This is a genomic window from Delftia acidovorans NBRC 14950, assembly GCF_001598795.1.
GTDB lineage: Bacteria > Pseudomonadota > Gammaproteobacteria > Burkholderiales > Burkholderiaceae_C > Comamonas > Comamonas acidovorans.
In genome coordinates, this window is record NZ_BCZP01000001.1 from 365,676 (window position 1) to 381,730 (window position 16,055).

The window sequence follows — 16,055 nt, forward strand, 5'->3', positions numbered from 1 at the left end:
CGATCGGCCGGTTACAGCAGATGGTCGGGCGCCAGCGGGCCAATGAGCTTGAGCATCAGGCGCAGGCCCCAGCTGGCATCGGGCTCGCTGTGCTCGTCACCGCGCTCACTGTCTTCCGAGGCCCGCCACACCAGCTCGCCATCCTTGTCGAGCTCGACGCGCCAGCTGCCATCCTGCAGGCCCTCGTCGATGCTTTGCGTGGCCAGGCGGCCGAACTCGCGGCTGGCGATGAGCAGTGCAATCTCGGTGTTCTGCAACTGGGAGCGCAGATCCAGGTTCATCGAGCCGACTGCCACCAGATGCCCGTCCACCACCAGCAGCTTGGAGTGCAGCATTGCACGCGATGCGCCTGTGGAACCCGAAGGACCGCCGCCACCCGTGCTGCCCGAGCCGAATGCAGAGCGGACGCTGGCCGCCGTGCTGCGCATTTCGTAGAGTTCAACGCCCATCTCCAGCAGCGCCTTGCGGTGGCGCGCATAGCCGGCATGGGCCAAAGGTGCATCGTTGGAGGCCAGCGAATTGGTCAGGATGCGCACGCGCACTCCGCGTTGCCGTGCGCCACGAAACGCCTCCATCATGTCCGGGCCCGGCACGAAATAGGGCGAGACCACCAGCAGATCGCGCCGGGTCTTGCGCACCAGGGCCAGCAGGCCATCGACCACCGAATCGGCCTCCAGCACCGGACGCGTCGCCTGGCGCAGGGCGCCAGCCGGCTGGCCCATGGGCAGCGTGCCGGCAGGCCTGGCCTGCGGGCTGTTCGACGCGGGGCTGGCCTGTGCAGACGCATCCGTGCCAGCGCTTGTGATGGGGCCTGGGCTGTCATCCCTGTCCAACGGAATTTTGGCGGGCTCATCCACCAGCACGGCGGCCGATGCCCAGGTCCAGCGAGCCTTTCGCAAATCCATGGGCTGCTGGTCCCAGATGATCCGGCGCTGTTCAGCCGTCTGGTCATCTGCCTTTGTCTCCTTTGCGGGAACGGCACGTGTGGGGTCGTCCTCCTGCGCTTGGTCATCATCGCCCGCAAAGCGCTCGCGCAACTGCTTGAGTTCCTTGAGGCTGATCAGCGACTGGACGGGATAGGCGCGCTGGTTGTTCCAATAGCTGTCGAAGCTGCGTGACAGGTCGTTGACCACCGGCCCCGCAGCCAGCACGTCGAGGTCCACGAAATTGCTGGCGCTGTCCGCATCGAAATACGCATCGCCCAGATTGCGTCCCCCAATCACACCCATGGCGTTGTCGGCGATGAACAGCTTGTTGTGCATGCGCTGCTGGGCCCGCTGGAAATCCGTCAGCAGCGTATAGGCCCGGCCCAGCGCCGAGCTGCGCGCGCCCGCCAGGGGATTGAACATGCGCATCTCGATACCCGGCACAAAGGCCAGCCGCATGACCTGCGCATTCGCCCCCGTGCTGTGGAAATCGTCCAGCAGCACGCGCACGCGCACGCCACGCCGTGCTGCCTCAACCACGCCGCGCAGCAGGCGCTGCGTGCTCTCGTCGGCATGGATGGCGTAGTACTGCAGGTCCAGCGTCTGCTGCGCTCCCTCGACCAGTGCCAGCCGGGCGCCATAGGCGGCCTGGGCGCCGGACAGGAGGGTGAAGGCGGAGGTTTGAGGCTTGACGCTGGCAGGCCGCAATTGCTGAACCAAAGACCCCAATGGCGTGCTTTGCGGGGCTTCCAACGCTGCAGTGACGGGGCGATCGACCTGGGAGGGCAAGCTGCTTGCGCAGCCGCAGACCACGGCGGACACCAGCAGGACAAGCGTGGTCCGCAGGCCTCGAAACAGGCTGGTGGGTGGAAGGGGCTGTAAGTTGCGAGCGCCGGACATGATTCGGAGATTTGGCCCAAGGATCGGTCAATCGGGTGTCGGACGGCTGCGCCAGCCGGTGGTCCAGGAAGCCGCTGTTCGCGTCAGAAGCTGGCGCGGTCCACAACGCGGGCCACAACGCGCAGATCTGGCCCGATGCGTTGCACATCATGCAGTGCCAATGCAAGGGCCTCGGACAGCGCGTCCAGCGGCCCGAAACTGGCGATGCCCATGCCACCCGTCCCCAGCAGCTTGGGGGCCAGGTACAGCAGCAGTTCATCGACCAGCCCCTCGCGTACCAGCGAGCCATTGAGCTTGAAGCCGGCTTCCACATGCAGCTCGTTCGTGCCGCGCGCCGCCAGGTCACGCAGCATGGCGCACAGGTCCACCTTGCCGTGCGCGTTGGGCACGGGAATGACGGTCGCGCCCAGGTCCTGCAGTGCACTGGTTTTCGATGCATCCCGGCTGCTGGTGTAGATCAGACAGCCGGCCGGGGCCTGGAGTACCCGGGCGGTGAGCGGCATGTCCAGCCGGCTGTCCACAACAGCGATGCGCGGCTGGCGCGGCGTAGCCACATCCCGCACGTTCAGGCGCGGGTCATCTTCCAGCACCGTGCCTATGCCCGTCAGTATGGTGCATGCCCTCGCTCGCCAGGCATGGCCATCAGCGCGAGCCTCTGGCGACGTGATCCATTGGCTGGTGCCGTTGTGCAACGCGGTTGCTCCGTCAAGGGAACTGGCCGCCTTCATGCGCACCCACGGTATGCCGCGCAGCATGCGGCTGAAGAAGCCGATGTTCAGCTCCCGGGACTCGTCTGCACCCGGCCCCACCACCACATCCACGCCTGCCGCGCGCAGGCGCGCGAAGCCTTGGCCGGCGACCTGGGGATTGGGGTCCGTCAGTGCGCCTACCACCTTGGCAACGCCAGCGGCGATCAGGGCATCGCAGCAGGGACCTGTACGGCCCTGGTGGGAGCAAGGCTCCAGCGTCACATAGGCGGTGGCTCCACGCACGTCCTCGCCTTGTGCTGCGGCATCGCGCAGCGCCATCACTTCGGCATGTGGGCCACCAGCCTGCTGAGTGAACCCTTGGCCGGCGACCCGGCCATCAGGTGCCACCAGTACGCAGCCCACGCGCGGATTGGGGGAGGAAAGAAAAAGCGCCTGGGCGGCGAGCCCAAGCGCTTGGTGCATGTGTGGCACGGTGTTTGTCATGGTGCCTGGGATGGTAACAAGCCTGGGCTCGGTCAGCGCCTGGCAGGTCGGTATCTACCCGGTGCTCACCTGCCCCAGCAGTCGGAGACGATGGTGCCTGTCGTGGCCCCGTTGGCGCCGCGCAATCCGCTTTGCGTCAAGGTGTAGTTGCCGCACTTGTCGTTGGCTTGGGCTCCCTTGGGCGTTGCCGTCACGGTGAACGTGCTTCCATCCGTGGAGTTCAGTGAAATATCGTAGCGATTGGAGGGAACTGTCTTCAAGGAGGCAGGGAAACTGGCGGTGAGCGGATAGGTTCCGTTAGAAGTTGCCGCCCGCTCAAGCCATTGCGCCGCTTGCAAAAGGCCGGCCCGGGCTTCCGCCCGATGCCCACGCCGAATATATTCGTTGTAGCTTGGCATGGCGATGGCTGAAAGTATGCCGACCACAGCGACGACGATCATCAACTCAATCAGCGTGAATCCAGCAGATCTTTTCATCATGATTTTATTCTCCAGATGCATCAGTTCAATTGCCTCCAGTTGGGGCGCAGCATCAACTCCGGGATTTTTGACAGCTTATCTTCACGCCCACTATTGCCTTTCCTGACCTGAAGAGATTTGTTGCTGAATCGAAGTTCCTTGGGGTCCGAGGTCATCCTGTTCACTGATTTGTCCTCGCCGTTGTATAGGCCATCTCCAGTCAGATCAAGAATCTGCGTTCTAGGTTTTGATCCCTGTTCGATAGTCAACAAAGTGCGAAATGGCTTTGCGGATTTAGGCGTTGGTTCACAGCTTTCTTCCGTACCTGTCGTGGCGCCTCCAGACGCAGGGACTTCACTCATGATTTCCAGAACGTTGCTGCCGTCATAGAATTCAATGGCATTGAGTACACGCTCGCCAGCTTCCGGAAGATCAAAATACCACCCTTTGACTGCGGTGCAATTTGATTTTCCTTGGCAATCATAGATGGCGCTGTTGTTGCTCACGGCCCAGAAATCACGGTTAGAGCTTGCGAGTTCCCCAGGCTTCTTGGCGCCCTCAATCGCCTGGCTCATCAATTGAGTCCGTGAAACTGTGGCAGGTCTCGGATCTGATGTTTCCAAAACAACCTTGCCTTTGCTTGTGGCATCCTTGCTGATCGTATAGCGCGTATTGTCAATAATGGAATAAACAGTCTGTTTGGAGTCTGTGTCTGTACGATCTCCCTCAGTCAGGCTGCGTCCTGTTCCGAAAGCCACCATGAGGCCGCCGACCTGTCTGTTGGGCCTCAATACAGGAGGTGTCGTGATGGGCTGGCGGCTTGTGGCGCTGCCAGTTACTCCCGTGGAATAGGTGGCAGTGAATAATGGGCTTCCGTCAAATGCAACATTCCAGTTGGAGGCATTGTTGCTGGAGATGTCAAATTTCCAGAGATTACCGCGCAAATCTCCTGCATAGACAATATCTGGAACACCATCGCTGTTGATGTCGAGAAACTGTGGGGTTGACAGCCCATTTTGATCAGCCTCTGCGTTTTTGGGTGTGGTCACGGGTACTGCCGAAATTTTCTTGAGCTCCCTGTTTCCATCCAGATATTGAATGAGTAGAACAGGCCTCTCGTTCGTGCTGTTGTAACCGTTACCCATGATTACCGCCCAGCGGCCATCATTGGTTTGTGTTATTTGCAAGGCTCTTTGTGGATTTGCCTCTTCAACGACAGGGGCACCAAAGATGTGGCCAATATCTGCATCTGAGCCATCAGTCTTGTCCATGATGACCAGGCTGCTCGCATTGGCCTTGCTGAAGTCGGTGGCAATCACGCCATCTGTGGTGCCGGGCTTTGTGGTATTGAGCACAAAATAACCTTTGCCGCCAGCGCCCAATGTTCCTACCAGATAGGTGGCCCAGTTCGGGGACTCCTTGGTTCCCAGATTGAGGTCACCTGTGAAAGGTGAGCCATCTACATAATATCTATGTGTGTAGCCGGTGTTGGAGAAATCTGGAAGATTTTTAATGACTCCCTGGGGAACGTATGCTATTTTCTCAGAGCCATCAATGGCAGAGAATCCATGAAGCATGCCATCATTTCCTCCTACATAAAGCATTGGGATGCGTTTACTGTGGGTGGCTATATAGCGGGTGTAGCTGGCAATATTATATGTGAGTGACGGAGGTCCAGCATACCAGATGGTGGAGTTGACAATATCGGCCTGGCGGGATTTTCTTTGACGAAATACTCCTCCAGTTTGATTTTCCTCCTTGCTGCGATCCCCGCGGATATAGTTGACTCTGTCCTTGCCGCGGCCGTCGCTGGGCGTCAAGTTCAAGAGTGCCTGCTGTGCGGTGCTCAGCTGCGTGGTGGTTCCCCATTCAAAGGATATTCCCGTGCTTCCATTGTGTGACAGGATAAGCCTGGATGTGATGTCCGTAGCAGATAAGGCATCCAGCTTATCCGCTGTTGTCATGTGATTATTGGGGGCTGTCTTATTGGGATTGAGGCCCCAGGCTGGATTGGGTGTTGTCTTCCAGCTGATATTCTGTGAATCCTGTGGATCAACGACGGAGATTATTTTCTCGGATGCAACAAAGCCACTCCAACGATTCTTGTTGGAATTAAGGTCTTCTGCGGCGACATACCCCGATTGGAAAGACTCGGTGTTGTTGCGGCTGATGGAATTGGATGCGCTGGTAAATCCTGTCAGTGGGCTTGTATTGTCGGCAACGATGGAGCTGAAAATCTCATCAAATGCTTTTTCCAGATCGGCGCCAGTTTGCACAGGGAAGAACTTCCCTCTGCTGTTGATCGCCATATGCCATAGCTCTTCTGGACGCACATAGTCGGTGATGGCCTGGCCTTTGCGTGTTCCACTGGTATAGCTACCGTCATAATCGTCGTCGGTTGAATCGACCCATGTCTTGATGCCCAGTATCGCGTCAGTGAAACCATCTCCGTACATTCCATTGGTGAAAATAGGGTTTTTCCCTGTGCTATCCCAATTGCTTGCTCGTGCTCCGTAGCCAATGGTGTGGGTGACTAAGTGTTGCCAGGTTGCAGGGTCATTTTTAGGATTCCACTCTGGCTTTATGGTTACAGAGCTGTTCCCAGATTTGAAGGTTTCATCGGTCGATTTTTTGGGTTCAAAAGGTATCTCATTCTTGATGTTGGGCTGCAAGTCTGTGGACCAATAGTGAAATGCCATATCGGCAAGCGTAGGATATGCGAAGTAATAATCTATCCTGTTGACTCTCTGTTTTTTTGTGCCGGAGCCGTAATTATCGCGATATATTTTTGTCTGATCACTCGTGATGTCGTAAGTCAAAGTGGGGCCGTATTTTGGCGCTTCTGGAGTGGGGAGTGATTTCGTCGTTCCATCGGAATTGCCTATGGCTTCTGCATGGGAGCTGACCATCTTGGTCTGGAAATCAAAAGAATTGAAGTTGGTTGATGGTAGATAGGTATTCCAGCCACCGTCTGTCATGAAAACGTGATACGCCCTGCGGCAAGAGATGGGCTTGGTGTCAGCAATGCCGGGAGTGGCATTCCAGGGGCTATCTGCGCCCGTGGTTTTCATATACTGGCCTGCGTTCCACATCATCGTATGAGAAGGAGTTCCGTCCTTTGCACTGATAGAGTCCACCCAGGCGGAGAAATTGTCCTTGTGGGCGCCTGAAAAGTTTGCCATGGCGTTGTTGCCGTCGCAACCTGACTGGTCGCTGGGGATATTGTTACACCGCCACATCGACTGCCATGCCAGCCTAAACTGATTGTCATATTTGCTGGTCTTGACCAGTACATTCTTCAGGCCACTTTTTAGCGAAGTGATACGGGCTGGCTTGCTACTGCTTGCCGAGCCTCCGTCATCATTCCAGGCCATGCTGCCCGAGTCATCGACGGACAAGACTACATTGGGAATCGGCATCTTGTGTGCGGAACCAGCGGGATACTGGGCAAAAGGTATTTCTGCCGAAATTGCCTGTGTACCTGCGAATGCGGAGAGTACGGCGCAGGCCAGTGTGCGTTGCTGAAATGAAGGCTTTTTCATGATTTTCTCCGTATTTATTCGGCCAGGCTCAAAGACAGGGTGGATTGGAGGACCACCTCAGTACCGGGCTTGAGTCCCCGGGCGAGTGCCGTGATGCGATATACCCATCTTTTTTTTCGGGAAGGTGCAAAAATTTCCACATTGGCTCCTGGTGGAACGCCTTTGAGAAGTGAAATATTAGGATCCACATAAGGCAGAACCTCTACCCAGTACCATGCGCCACGACGATCCTTCAGAGCGCTTGGTGTGGCAGTTACGTTGAGTATGGGGTTTCCACCGGTTCCCGTTTTCGCTCCGGTGAACTGTCCGTATCGTGCACCTACGTTTTCTGCAGTCATTTCTGCAAGGCGCGTGGGGTCGTGCCAAAAATCCTGTGGGTCTGCGAATTTCTGACAAATTCCTTTATGGCACTTAGAGTCGTAAGTGCCCAGCGTGTTGATGAGATTGGGTAGATCCTTTGTCTCAATGTCGAAATAGATGGTAGTCAATCTTCGGCACACATCGCCTTTATCTGCATCCGGCGTGCAGTAACTTCCGTTGGTGTTGACTCCGCGTATATCCATTTCAGCATCTTGCAGCATGGCCTGTGCGGCTTCGAAGGCGCGGCGATAGTCTGCATCATTGCCTACAATCATTTCGTTGAGCAGCGCCGTTCTCGATGCCCATAATGCCAAAAGCATTGAGAGTAGAACCAAAATGATAATCACGTAAAGTGATATTCCGCGCTGTTTTTGTCGACGAGCCAAATGGTATGCTGTCTTGTAAATGCTTGGATTTTTCATGATAGCGCTTGGCCTTGGCTACGGATTTGAAAGGTATTCCTGAATACCATGCGCAAGCGGTTGCCACGCTTTACAGATGAGCCATCGCATTTTTTATAACTGGCTCCCGCTGTATCTATTGATTCGGATCCCTCCAGTTCCAGACAAACTTCGATGGCATACACATCACGCCATCCATTTGGCGAAGAGGATGCTGTGCTTGCACTGGCATAGTTGGTTTTAGGTAAACCTGTCTTTGTGCTATCCGGATCCTGTGTCAAATACTTGATTTTCATGTCCTTGACGTTGCGTATGATCGGTTTGGGTGTACCGCTGACCCCCGTACAAATCAGTTCGTCATTGCTTGATAGCCTGAACTTGCTTTCTATGATGTATGCAGTTGCAGATCCACTATTTTCACCCAGGCAGTCGCGCAGTTGATTGCCTTCTGCGTTGGCTGTGGCAGGTGGAGTCGGGGTTAGTATCTCTTCATAGTTTTGATATCCGATGCTTAGGGCGTATTCGCTGCTGCTTGGACTATCTATGCCAGCCAGCATGCTCGTGCGCCTATCGAACATTGGGCGCGTTCCTGCCGGGTCCGGTGGATCAAATGCAACCGGAGTCATGGGTCGGAGTGCTTCTGAAGAGCCAAAAGAGTCGAAGTTCAATTCCAGTTGAATGGTGCCCGCTTGGCGTATTTGCTGGCCCATGACCCGAAATGCGTAAGCGGCTTGTTGCTGCAGGTTGCTGGCGTCACTAACGGTTCCAGAAACACCACGAGATATCATCAGTGCACCGATGCCTACCGCGACTGTCAAAAGGCCGATGGTGATCCCGATCATCAATTCGAGAAGGGTTGCTCCTTCCTGAATTTTCAAGGATTTAATTGTCGGATGATTTATATTTTTGGTCATCGCTGTCTCTCGAAGAGTGAACTTCAGCCGGGGCAATATAGTGGTGTTGTGCCGCTTGCTTTCCCTAAAAGAAATGGTGTGCAGCGCTGATTGGGTTGTATATATTGAATGTGGCATATCAAGCCGGTGGGGCAGCTGACTTTGGCAGATCCTGTATCTGCTGGAGTGAATGGCTCCGTGTATTTGTCATCATTACTGCCGTCTGACGCCTTGTGCTCTTTCTCATTGGCTTTCCAGCCAATCATGACTCCTAGTTGACGCCGGTTTTCTGTGGCACTATCCACAGCACTGACGAAAATGGCTGCATCTCCTTTGGGTAAGGTCGATTTTACGGTTTCTTTCCACTGGGCAATATCATAGGCGCCCATTTCAGAGGGGGAGCATCCTTCTGGTTTGCAGCTACCTGTTGGAAAATCTTTCCAATCACTTTGGTAAGCATCAAGATTGCCCAGGCCATTGGGGTTGGCTTGAATTTTCTCGCTCAGATCTTCTATCAGTCGAATGGCTTGGGCACGGTTGAGGCTGGTTTGAGTATCTGCGAGATTTCGCAGCTGCAAGCCGAGAATTCCAAGAATACCCAACGACATCACGACAATGGCGACAAGAGATTCGATCAGGCTGATGCCAGATTGAATATTGGCCATACGTATTGTTTTCATGGTGGTTCTTGGTGCTGGTGCTGGTGCTGGTGCTGGTGCTGGTGCTGCGTGGCAGATCTGCAAGCCATGATGGATATTCATGGAAAGCAAAGGAGGTAGCCCGATTTCGACAATGCGAGATTGAAAGAAGGATTTTTCGAGATTCAGCATGTGCCATCCCCCGTATTCAATCGGCGGATCATTCCACCTGCTGCCACGCAAAGGGTTGCAGCGGCCGAGTTGGTGGCATTTGAGCCTTGGGGGAAGAGGCGGAAATTGAAACTGCTGCTTCCGGCGCTTGCAAGCTGGCCCCAACGGTCCACCGTGATATATCCGTTGCTGCTTGCGAGATTGATTTCCAGCTTGGTAGGGGCAGAAGATGTCTGAAGCGTCAGTTCACCTGAGTCCTGGGTGGCGTTGTTGTTGGCATCGATAAAGACGGTCCAGCCGCAACCCCACTGGGTGTTGGCGTCGGCCGCAGTGCAGCCATTGCCACTGGCGATCTTTTTGAGGACGATCTTTCCACCGCGCTTGATGGCTTCTGAGCGCGCGTAATAGAGGATGGACTGAAGGTCTTCGGCTGCTGCGCGTACACGCCATCGTTCGATGAGTGGCCGAAAGCTGGGTGCTGCCAACGCAGCCAGTATGGTGATGATGGCGATCACAACCATCAGTTCGATTGTGGTGAAGCCACGTGCGACCAGCCTTTGTTGTTGGCTGGACAGGCTGGATGGGGGAGGGGCAGCGTACATTGGCGCATCCTAGATTTCTGGATGCGCGTTGGGAGTTCATTCCGGATGGATGGCTCAGGCAGCGGGATGAGTGGTGCGCTGTGTAAACCTCTGCTCAGTTCGTCAGGCAGTCGCTTGCCGATTGCTGATCGAGAGGGGGAAGGTGCGTACACCTACCAGGTAGACGCGCTCACTCGGATCTCCTTGGCTCCTTGTGTCGCGGATGCGCATTAACAGGTCAGGAAGCTGGCACTCTGAACTTGTAAGACTACCGCCCCCAGCACTCCACCGCCGTGGTATTCACACCCAGGCCGCGCGCATCACGCTCGCCCGTATGGGTCAGTGTGAAATCGCCGCATCGGTCATTGAGCTGGGAGCCACGGCGCGTGGCGATCAGGGTGTAAGTGTCGTCGTCGTGGCCGCTGGTTGCCAAAAAGTCGATGGTGTAGCGCTTGCTGGAGTCGCGGGCCCAGGTCAGCTCGACGGGGAGCGTGGTGGGGTAGACCCCGTTGGCCGTGGCTGCGCGCTCCAGCCATTGCTGGGCCTGAAGCAGGCCGGCGCGGGCATCGGCGCGGTGCACTCCGCGAATGTATTCGTTGTAGCTGGGCACGGCGACGGTGCCGAGGATGACTATGACGGCCACGACGATCATGAGTTCTATGAGTGTGAAGCCCGGGGGAGGAGGGCGGCGCATTGTGCGGCTCATTTCATTTGGCGCCAGCTGGGGCGCAGGGATTGCTCGGGCATGCGGGCGAGGACGTTGCGGCGGCCATCGGTGTCGTAGCCAATGGCGTGATGGCCTTTGTTGAGCAATGTCTGGGATCCCCCGGAGACGGTTGCGCGCGAGGCTTCCTGATCCGCCGTGTCGTAGACGCCGTCGCCGTTGCTGTCCATCAATGGAACACTGGGCCGCTTGCCATCCATGATGTTCATGAGCGTCAGAAATTGGCTTTCCTCGCTCACATTGCAGGCGTCAGCGGGACGGTTTATGGCTTCACCAGGACGCTTGGAGGATCTTGCGGGTATCTGGCTGTAGATCGCGAGGAGGTTGCTGCCGTCGTAGAAGCTCATCGGCTTGAGCAGGCGCTCACCTGACAGGGGAAGGTCCATGTACCAGCCTTTGTGCCGCGTCCAGTCGAGGTCGGTGGTGGAGTCCACTCGCCAGGTGCCACGGCCTACGATCCCTTGCGTCTGGGGGGTCACCGAGCGTTTGGCCAGCTCATCGATGCCGGATACAGGGGCTGGACGCTGCCCTGCAGGCAGCTTGCACTCAGAGTCCGAGTCACCCGTGCAAGGCTGTACCCGGCCGTCCGCGAGCAGCTTGTAGCGGGTGTTGTCGAGGATGGAATAGATGCTCTGCACCGCCGTGTTGCCAGTGTCCTGCTGGGTGATGTTGCGTCCTGTGCCAAATGCCACCAGCATGCCGCCCACAGTCACGCGTTCATCGCTTCCTTTGGGTTCTGTGGTGGCGCTGTACCGGTCATTGGCGCGTACGGACGCAGGGGCGGTAATGGGCTGGCGCAGCGCGCGAGAGGCCGTTGGCGAGCTGCCACCCATGGCGGTGTACAGTGGCCGGCCGTCGAAGGCCACGCTCCAAGCGGAGGAAGCATCGCTGGCGATGATGAATTTCCACAGATTGCCCTGGAGGTCGCCCGCATAGACCACATCGGGCCGGCCATCGCCATTGATGTCCACGAGGCGTGGTGCGGAGAGCCCATTGCTGGTGGTCTCCGGTCTGGTGCCGGTGGGGATGTCGCCTGTGGCCACGATGCGCAGCAGCTCCTGGTTGCCATCGAGGTACTGGATCAGCAGCACGGGTCGCTGGTTGATGCTGTGGTAGCCGTTGCCCGTCACCAGAGCCCAGCGGTTGTTGTTCAACTGCGTGATCTGGATGCTGCGTTGCGGGTTGGCATCGTCCCGTACGGGGGCTGCAAGGATATGGCCCAGGTCCCTGTCTTCCTGGCAAGTGGTGCGCTGCCAGAGGGCGGCGGAGATGGCGCAGTCACCGGGATTGCTGTTGCGGGCCTGGGTGCGGTCCAGCAGGACCAGCGTGCCGGCGCCGTGTTCGTTGAAAGCCTCTGGGTGCGTGATGTCCAGCACAAAGTAGCCTTTGGCACCGGCGCCCGGCATGCCTGCCAGCACGGTGCGCCACTGCGGGGATGCATGGCTGCCTGAGTTGATGTCGCCGCTCATGGCAGAGCCATCCACGAAGTAGCGATGCCGGGTGTCGTAATCGAGGTCGGAAAGGCGTGCCAGCCCCGAAATCACGCCACGGGGGATGTAGGCGATCTTCTCGCTGCCGTCAGTGGCAGAAAAGCCGTGCAGCATGCCGTCGTTGCCGCCCACGTAAATCATGGGCTGGCGCTTCTGCTGGGCGAGCGTATAGGCTGCGTAGCCCGGCAAAGGCGAGTTGTCCACAGGGCGGCCGGTGTGCCAGATCTGGGAGTTGACGATATCGCCCTGGCGCGAGCCGCGTTGGCGAAAAGGGTGGGCCGGGTCAGGGCGCGGCGGTTGTCCCGCAGCTTCCATGCGGCGGTCGCCACGTATGAAGTTGAACCTGTGCTTGCCCAGTTTGTCTGCCCTGCCTTCGGCATCGAGGCTGAAAGAGGCCTTCTGGGGGCGGTCCAGCTCATGCCATTTGAAAGACACGCCCCTTTGCAGTCTGTCACTCCAGGTGAGGATCAGGCGTTCATTGAGTACCTGTTGATCACTGAGTGCATCCAGGTGGTCAGCCGTGCTTTTGCCTTGCCAGCCGGCTGCTGCGGTGGTGCTCCCGTCGGCTTGGACGGTTTCTGCTTTGATCCAGCCGCTCCAGGCGGCTTTGGCGCTGTAGCGGGCCGTGAATATGTCCACGCCTGCCTGTGCAATCACGCTGCTGTTGGAAGTGGCGGAGCTGCTGCGGCCCTTGGTATCGGCTGTCTGGCCTGTCAGGCAGTCTTCAATGGGCGTGGCAAATTCGTTGTCTTCTCTCTGCGCCGGGGAAACTGGCGTGCCTGCCTCAGAGAAACTTTGGGCCTGGCTGTTTTGCGCGGCCAAGACTGCGGCGATCACGGCTGGCAGCAGGAGGGGGCGGAACCCAGGGTGGAAGAGATAAGGCATGTCAGGCGTTCTGAATCAGTCGCGGCGCTTCTGGCGGACATAGGTCTGTTGCAGCACCACCTGGGTGGCGTTCTTGCGGCCGTGAGCGATGGCTGTGATGCGATAGATCACCTGGGGCTGCATGTAGAGGGCCAGACGGGGTGAGTCGTTTGCGATGAGACCTGAGTTCCCTGCGTTGGCGTCATAGGGCAGGATCTCTATCCAGTACCAACCCCCTTTCCCTGTCTCACGGCTTGCCAGGATGGGATTGCTCTTGCCCTCAGAAATGGCGCCCGTGAACTGGCCGTAGCGTGCGGCTACATCGGGGGCGGTCATCTGGCTCAGCGTGATCCCTTTGGTCTCGTCCACGTTGTTCCAGAAGTCCTGAGGCCCTGTGCGCTTGGTGCACAGGGCGTCTCGGCAGCTTGTGGGGGTGGCTCGGTTCAGGTTGGCCAGCAGCAGACCTACCTGCTGGGTTTCCTGGGGAAACTGGGTGATGGTTGCAGCGTTGCGGCAGACGGATGGCTGGCTGCTGTTGGCGATGCAGGCGGCGCCGTTGGCCTGTTCGCCTCGAATGTCCAGTTCGGCATCCTGCAGCAATGCCTGTGCAGCTTCGAGGGCGCGTTGGTAGTCGGCATCGTTGCCCACGAACATTTCGTTGAACAGGGCGCTGCGCGATGCCCAAAGTGCCAGCAGCATGGAAAGCATGACCAGGGTGATCACGATGAACAGTGCAACGCCTTTCTGGCGCTGCGCGGCACAGGTGTGGGCATGCCTCATGCCTGCTGCTTTGGCGGTCATCCAGCCATCCCCTGGCTGCGCAACTGATACACGCTGCGAAAGACCATGTGCAGGCGCCGGGTCCTGGGCGCCGGCAGCGTGGTCATGTCGATGGATGATTCGGCTTTGCCGTCACTGCTTGCGCAATCGGTGTAGCGGCTGTCGGCGGGCATGTTGATGACTTCGGTTCCGAAAAGCACCAGACAGACCTCGGCGGCAACGACGCGTGACCAGTCCTGGCCCACGGCGGCTGCGTTGACGTACTGCAGGCGTGCATCACCTTTCGGCGACTGGATCAGATAGCGCACCTGGAAGTTGGCGACGTTCTGGGCCAGTGGCTGGGCTCCCGCAGAGGGTGCTCCGGTGCAGCGCAGGGTGTTTTTGCGGGCGTCCAGCACAAAGCGGCTCAGGATCAGGTTGTGGCTGTTGGTCTGGCCCAGGCAATTGCGCTGCAGTGAAGTTTCGATGGCCGAGCCGTGCAGCGGTTGCGTGTAGTTGCTGTAGCCCACGGTGAGCTTGTATTGAGCGCGGCCTGGCGCATCAAGGCCCAAGATGGTGTCGTGCGCAGGGTCGAAATCTTGTGCGCTCGCCTCGAATGCAACGGGGTCCGCCACGTCAACGGTGTCTGTTCCCTTTTTTCCAGACGAGAGAAGCAGCCGAAGAGACCCCGCCTGCCGGATCTGCCGGCCCATGACGCGGAAGATATGGGATGCCTGCTGCTGCAGATGGCTGGCATCGCTGACGGTGCCGGAGACGGCGCGTGATGCCATGAGTGCGCCCAGGGCCACTGCGATGATCAACATTCCCAGGAGAAGGCCCACCAGCAGTTCGACCAGGCTCAGGCCCCGTTGACCAGGCTGCACCAGCGTTGCGGCGGCGATGTGGGTGTGCTTCATGGGCTTGCGCAGAAGAACTGGACTGCGTTGTTGGCAAGATATGGCGCGCAACGGGCGCTGAGCGCTATGTATTGCAGGTGGCAGGTTCTGCCGGTGGGGCAGGCCATGGCTTCGTCGCCGTGTGTGCCATCGCTATGGAGTCCGATAGGTTTTTTGTAGCCGGCTTTGCTGGATTTCTCGTTTTCACGCCAGCTGATCACGATGCTCAGGTGGCGTCCGTTGCTGGTGTCGTCTTTTGCAGGGATGACCTTGGCGGCTCCGCCTGGCAGCAGTTGGTGCACGGAAGCCTTCCACAGCGCGAGGTTGTAGCGGGCCAGCGTTTCCGGGTCGCATGGTGTGGCGCTGCAGTCGGCGGTGGATTCAGGGGTGTGATCCCAATCGGATTCGTAATTGCCCATCTGCCCGAGGGAATTGGGATTGGCGTGGGTGCGCTCGCTGAAGTCTTCGATCAGCCGGATGGCCTGAGCGCGGCGCACGCCGCTTTGGGTGTCGGCCAGGGTGCGCATCTGCAGGCTCAGGATTCCCAGAACACCCAAGGCCGTGACGACGGTGGCCACCAGGGTTTCGATCAGGGTGAAGCCTTTGGCGTGCCGAGCGTGGGTACTTGTCAGGCGCATGGAATGCCTTCCCGGCCGACCACCCGGATACGTCCGCCGGACGAAACGCAGACGCCTTTCGCTGCGGCAGAGACGAGGCCGGCGGAAGACGGGGCGATGGCGAAGCCCATGGCAGTGAATCCACCCATTTGTCCCCACCGGTCCACACTGATGATGGCGGCGGATCTGGAGCGGATGACAAGGGTGCGAGCGGGAGTGTCGAAGCGCTGTAGTTCTTCCCGGGGATCCCAGCGCCTGTTGCCATTGCGGTCAACGAACACCACCCAGCCGCAGCCCCAGTCCACGTGACGTGCAGCCAGAGTGCAGCCGTTGGTGCCTTGGGGTAGCTTCTGGATGAAGACGCCGCCCCCGCGCCGGACTGCTTCGGAGCGCGCGTATTGCAGCGTCGACTGCAGGCCCTCCACGGTCTGGCGAACGCGCCATTGCTCGATGAGGAGGTGGAAGCTGGGTGCTGCCAGCGTGGTGAGCACGGCGAGGATGGCGCCGACCACCATCATCTCGATGGCGGTGAAGCCTTTTGAGCCCAGGTGGGCCTGAGGCCAGGTCGATGACATGTCTTGAAACCCTCCCCGTCGATCTGCTTGCGAAGCGCTGGTTGTTTTTGCGTGCCGCTCAATCTAT

Annotated in this window: 14 protein-coding genes; all 14 read right to left on the bottom strand. The window is 58.3% G+C overall.

The window, feature by feature from the left end; translation table 11 throughout:
* Positions 1–11: 11 nt before the first annotated feature.
* Positions 12–1,826, bottom strand: a complete 1,815-nt coding sequence (locus DA1_RS01625) for a phospholipase D family protein (protein WP_034396598.1) — start codon at positions 1,824–1,826, stop codon at positions 12–14.
* A gap of 83 nt (positions 1,827–1,909) precedes the next feature.
* Positions 1,910–2,998: a bifunctional diaminohydroxyphosphoribosylaminopyrimidine deaminase/5-amino-6-(5-phosphoribosylamino)uracil reductase RibD gene (gene ribD, locus DA1_RS01630; RefSeq protein ID WP_373861015.1), complete on the bottom strand. Its 1,089-nt coding sequence runs from the start codon at positions 2,996–2,998 to the stop codon at positions 1,910–1,912.
* Between the two features lie 86 nt (positions 2,999–3,084).
* The gene (locus DA1_RS01635) at positions 3,085–3,498 is read right to left on the bottom strand and encodes a type IV pilin protein (RefSeq protein ID WP_013801046.1); all 414 of its coding nucleotides are present in this window, start codon (positions 3,496–3,498) and stop codon (positions 3,085–3,087) included.
* A 20-nt stretch (positions 3,499–3,518) separates the two neighbouring features.
* On the bottom strand, positions 3,519–7,019 hold the full coding sequence (locus DA1_RS29425; protein WP_080736954.1) for a pilus assembly protein: 3,501 nt from the start codon (positions 7,017–7,019) through the stop codon (positions 3,519–3,521).
* A 14-nt stretch (positions 7,020–7,033) separates the two neighbouring features.
* Positions 7,034–7,801, bottom strand: coding sequence for a pilus assembly PilX family protein (locus tag DA1_RS01640; RefSeq protein WP_051940956.1), 768 nt, complete (start codon positions 7,799–7,801; stop codon positions 7,034–7,036).
* The gene (locus tag DA1_RS29430) at positions 7,798–8,694 is read right to left on the bottom strand and encodes a PilW family protein (RefSeq protein ID WP_080737015.1); all 897 of its coding nucleotides are present in this window, start codon (positions 8,692–8,694) and stop codon (positions 7,798–7,800) included. Before DA1_RS29430 ends, DA1_RS01640 begins: the two co-directional genes overlap by 4 nt.
* 23 nt (positions 8,695–8,717) lie before the next feature.
* Positions 8,718–9,503, bottom strand: a complete 786-nt coding sequence (pilV, locus tag DA1_RS01645; RefSeq protein ID WP_051940953.1) for a type IV pilus modification protein PilV — start codon at positions 9,501–9,503, stop codon at positions 8,718–8,720.
* Positions 9,497–10,084: a GspH/FimT family pseudopilin gene (locus DA1_RS01650; RefSeq protein ID WP_051940951.1), complete on the bottom strand. Its 588-nt coding sequence runs from the start codon at positions 10,082–10,084 to the stop codon at positions 9,497–9,499. The genes pilV (DA1_RS01645) and DA1_RS01650 overlap by 7 nt, the downstream gene beginning before the upstream one ends.
* Before the next feature lie 247 nt (positions 10,085–10,331).
* Positions 10,332–10,757 carry a type IV pilin protein gene (locus tag DA1_RS01655; protein WP_034398883.1) on the bottom strand — a complete coding sequence of 142 codons (426 nt, stop codon included), beginning with the start codon at positions 10,755–10,757 and terminating at the stop codon, positions 10,332–10,334.
* A gap of 8 nt (positions 10,758–10,765) precedes the next feature.
* Positions 10,766–13,162 carry a pilus assembly protein gene (locus DA1_RS01660; protein WP_034396594.1) on the bottom strand — a complete coding sequence of 799 codons (2,397 nt, stop codon included), beginning with the start codon at positions 13,160–13,162 and terminating at the stop codon, positions 10,766–10,768.
* A 15-nt stretch (positions 13,163–13,177) separates the two neighbouring features.
* Entirely contained in the window at positions 13,178–13,942 is a 765-nt protein-coding gene (locus tag DA1_RS01665; protein ID WP_034396592.1) for a pilus assembly PilX family protein, read from the bottom strand.
* Positions 13,939–14,817 (bottom strand): PilW family protein, encoded by an 879-nt coding sequence (locus DA1_RS01670; RefSeq protein WP_034396590.1) that lies wholly within the window; start codon positions 14,815–14,817, stop codon positions 13,939–13,941. The genes DA1_RS01665 and DA1_RS01670 overlap by 4 nt, the downstream gene beginning before the upstream one ends.
* Complete coding sequence (gene pilV / locus DA1_RS01675; RefSeq protein WP_034396587.1) at positions 14,814–15,434, bottom strand: type IV pilus modification protein PilV; 621 nt, start codon at positions 15,432–15,434, stop codon at positions 14,814–14,816. The genes DA1_RS01670 and pilV (DA1_RS01675) overlap by 4 nt, the downstream gene beginning before the upstream one ends.
* A complete protein-coding gene (locus DA1_RS01680; RefSeq protein WP_080736953.1) occupies positions 15,425–15,988 on the bottom strand; it encodes a GspH/FimT family pseudopilin in 564 nt (187 codons plus the stop codon). Before DA1_RS01680 ends, pilV (DA1_RS01675) begins: the two co-directional genes overlap by 10 nt.
* Positions 15,989–16,055 lie beyond the last annotated feature (67 nt).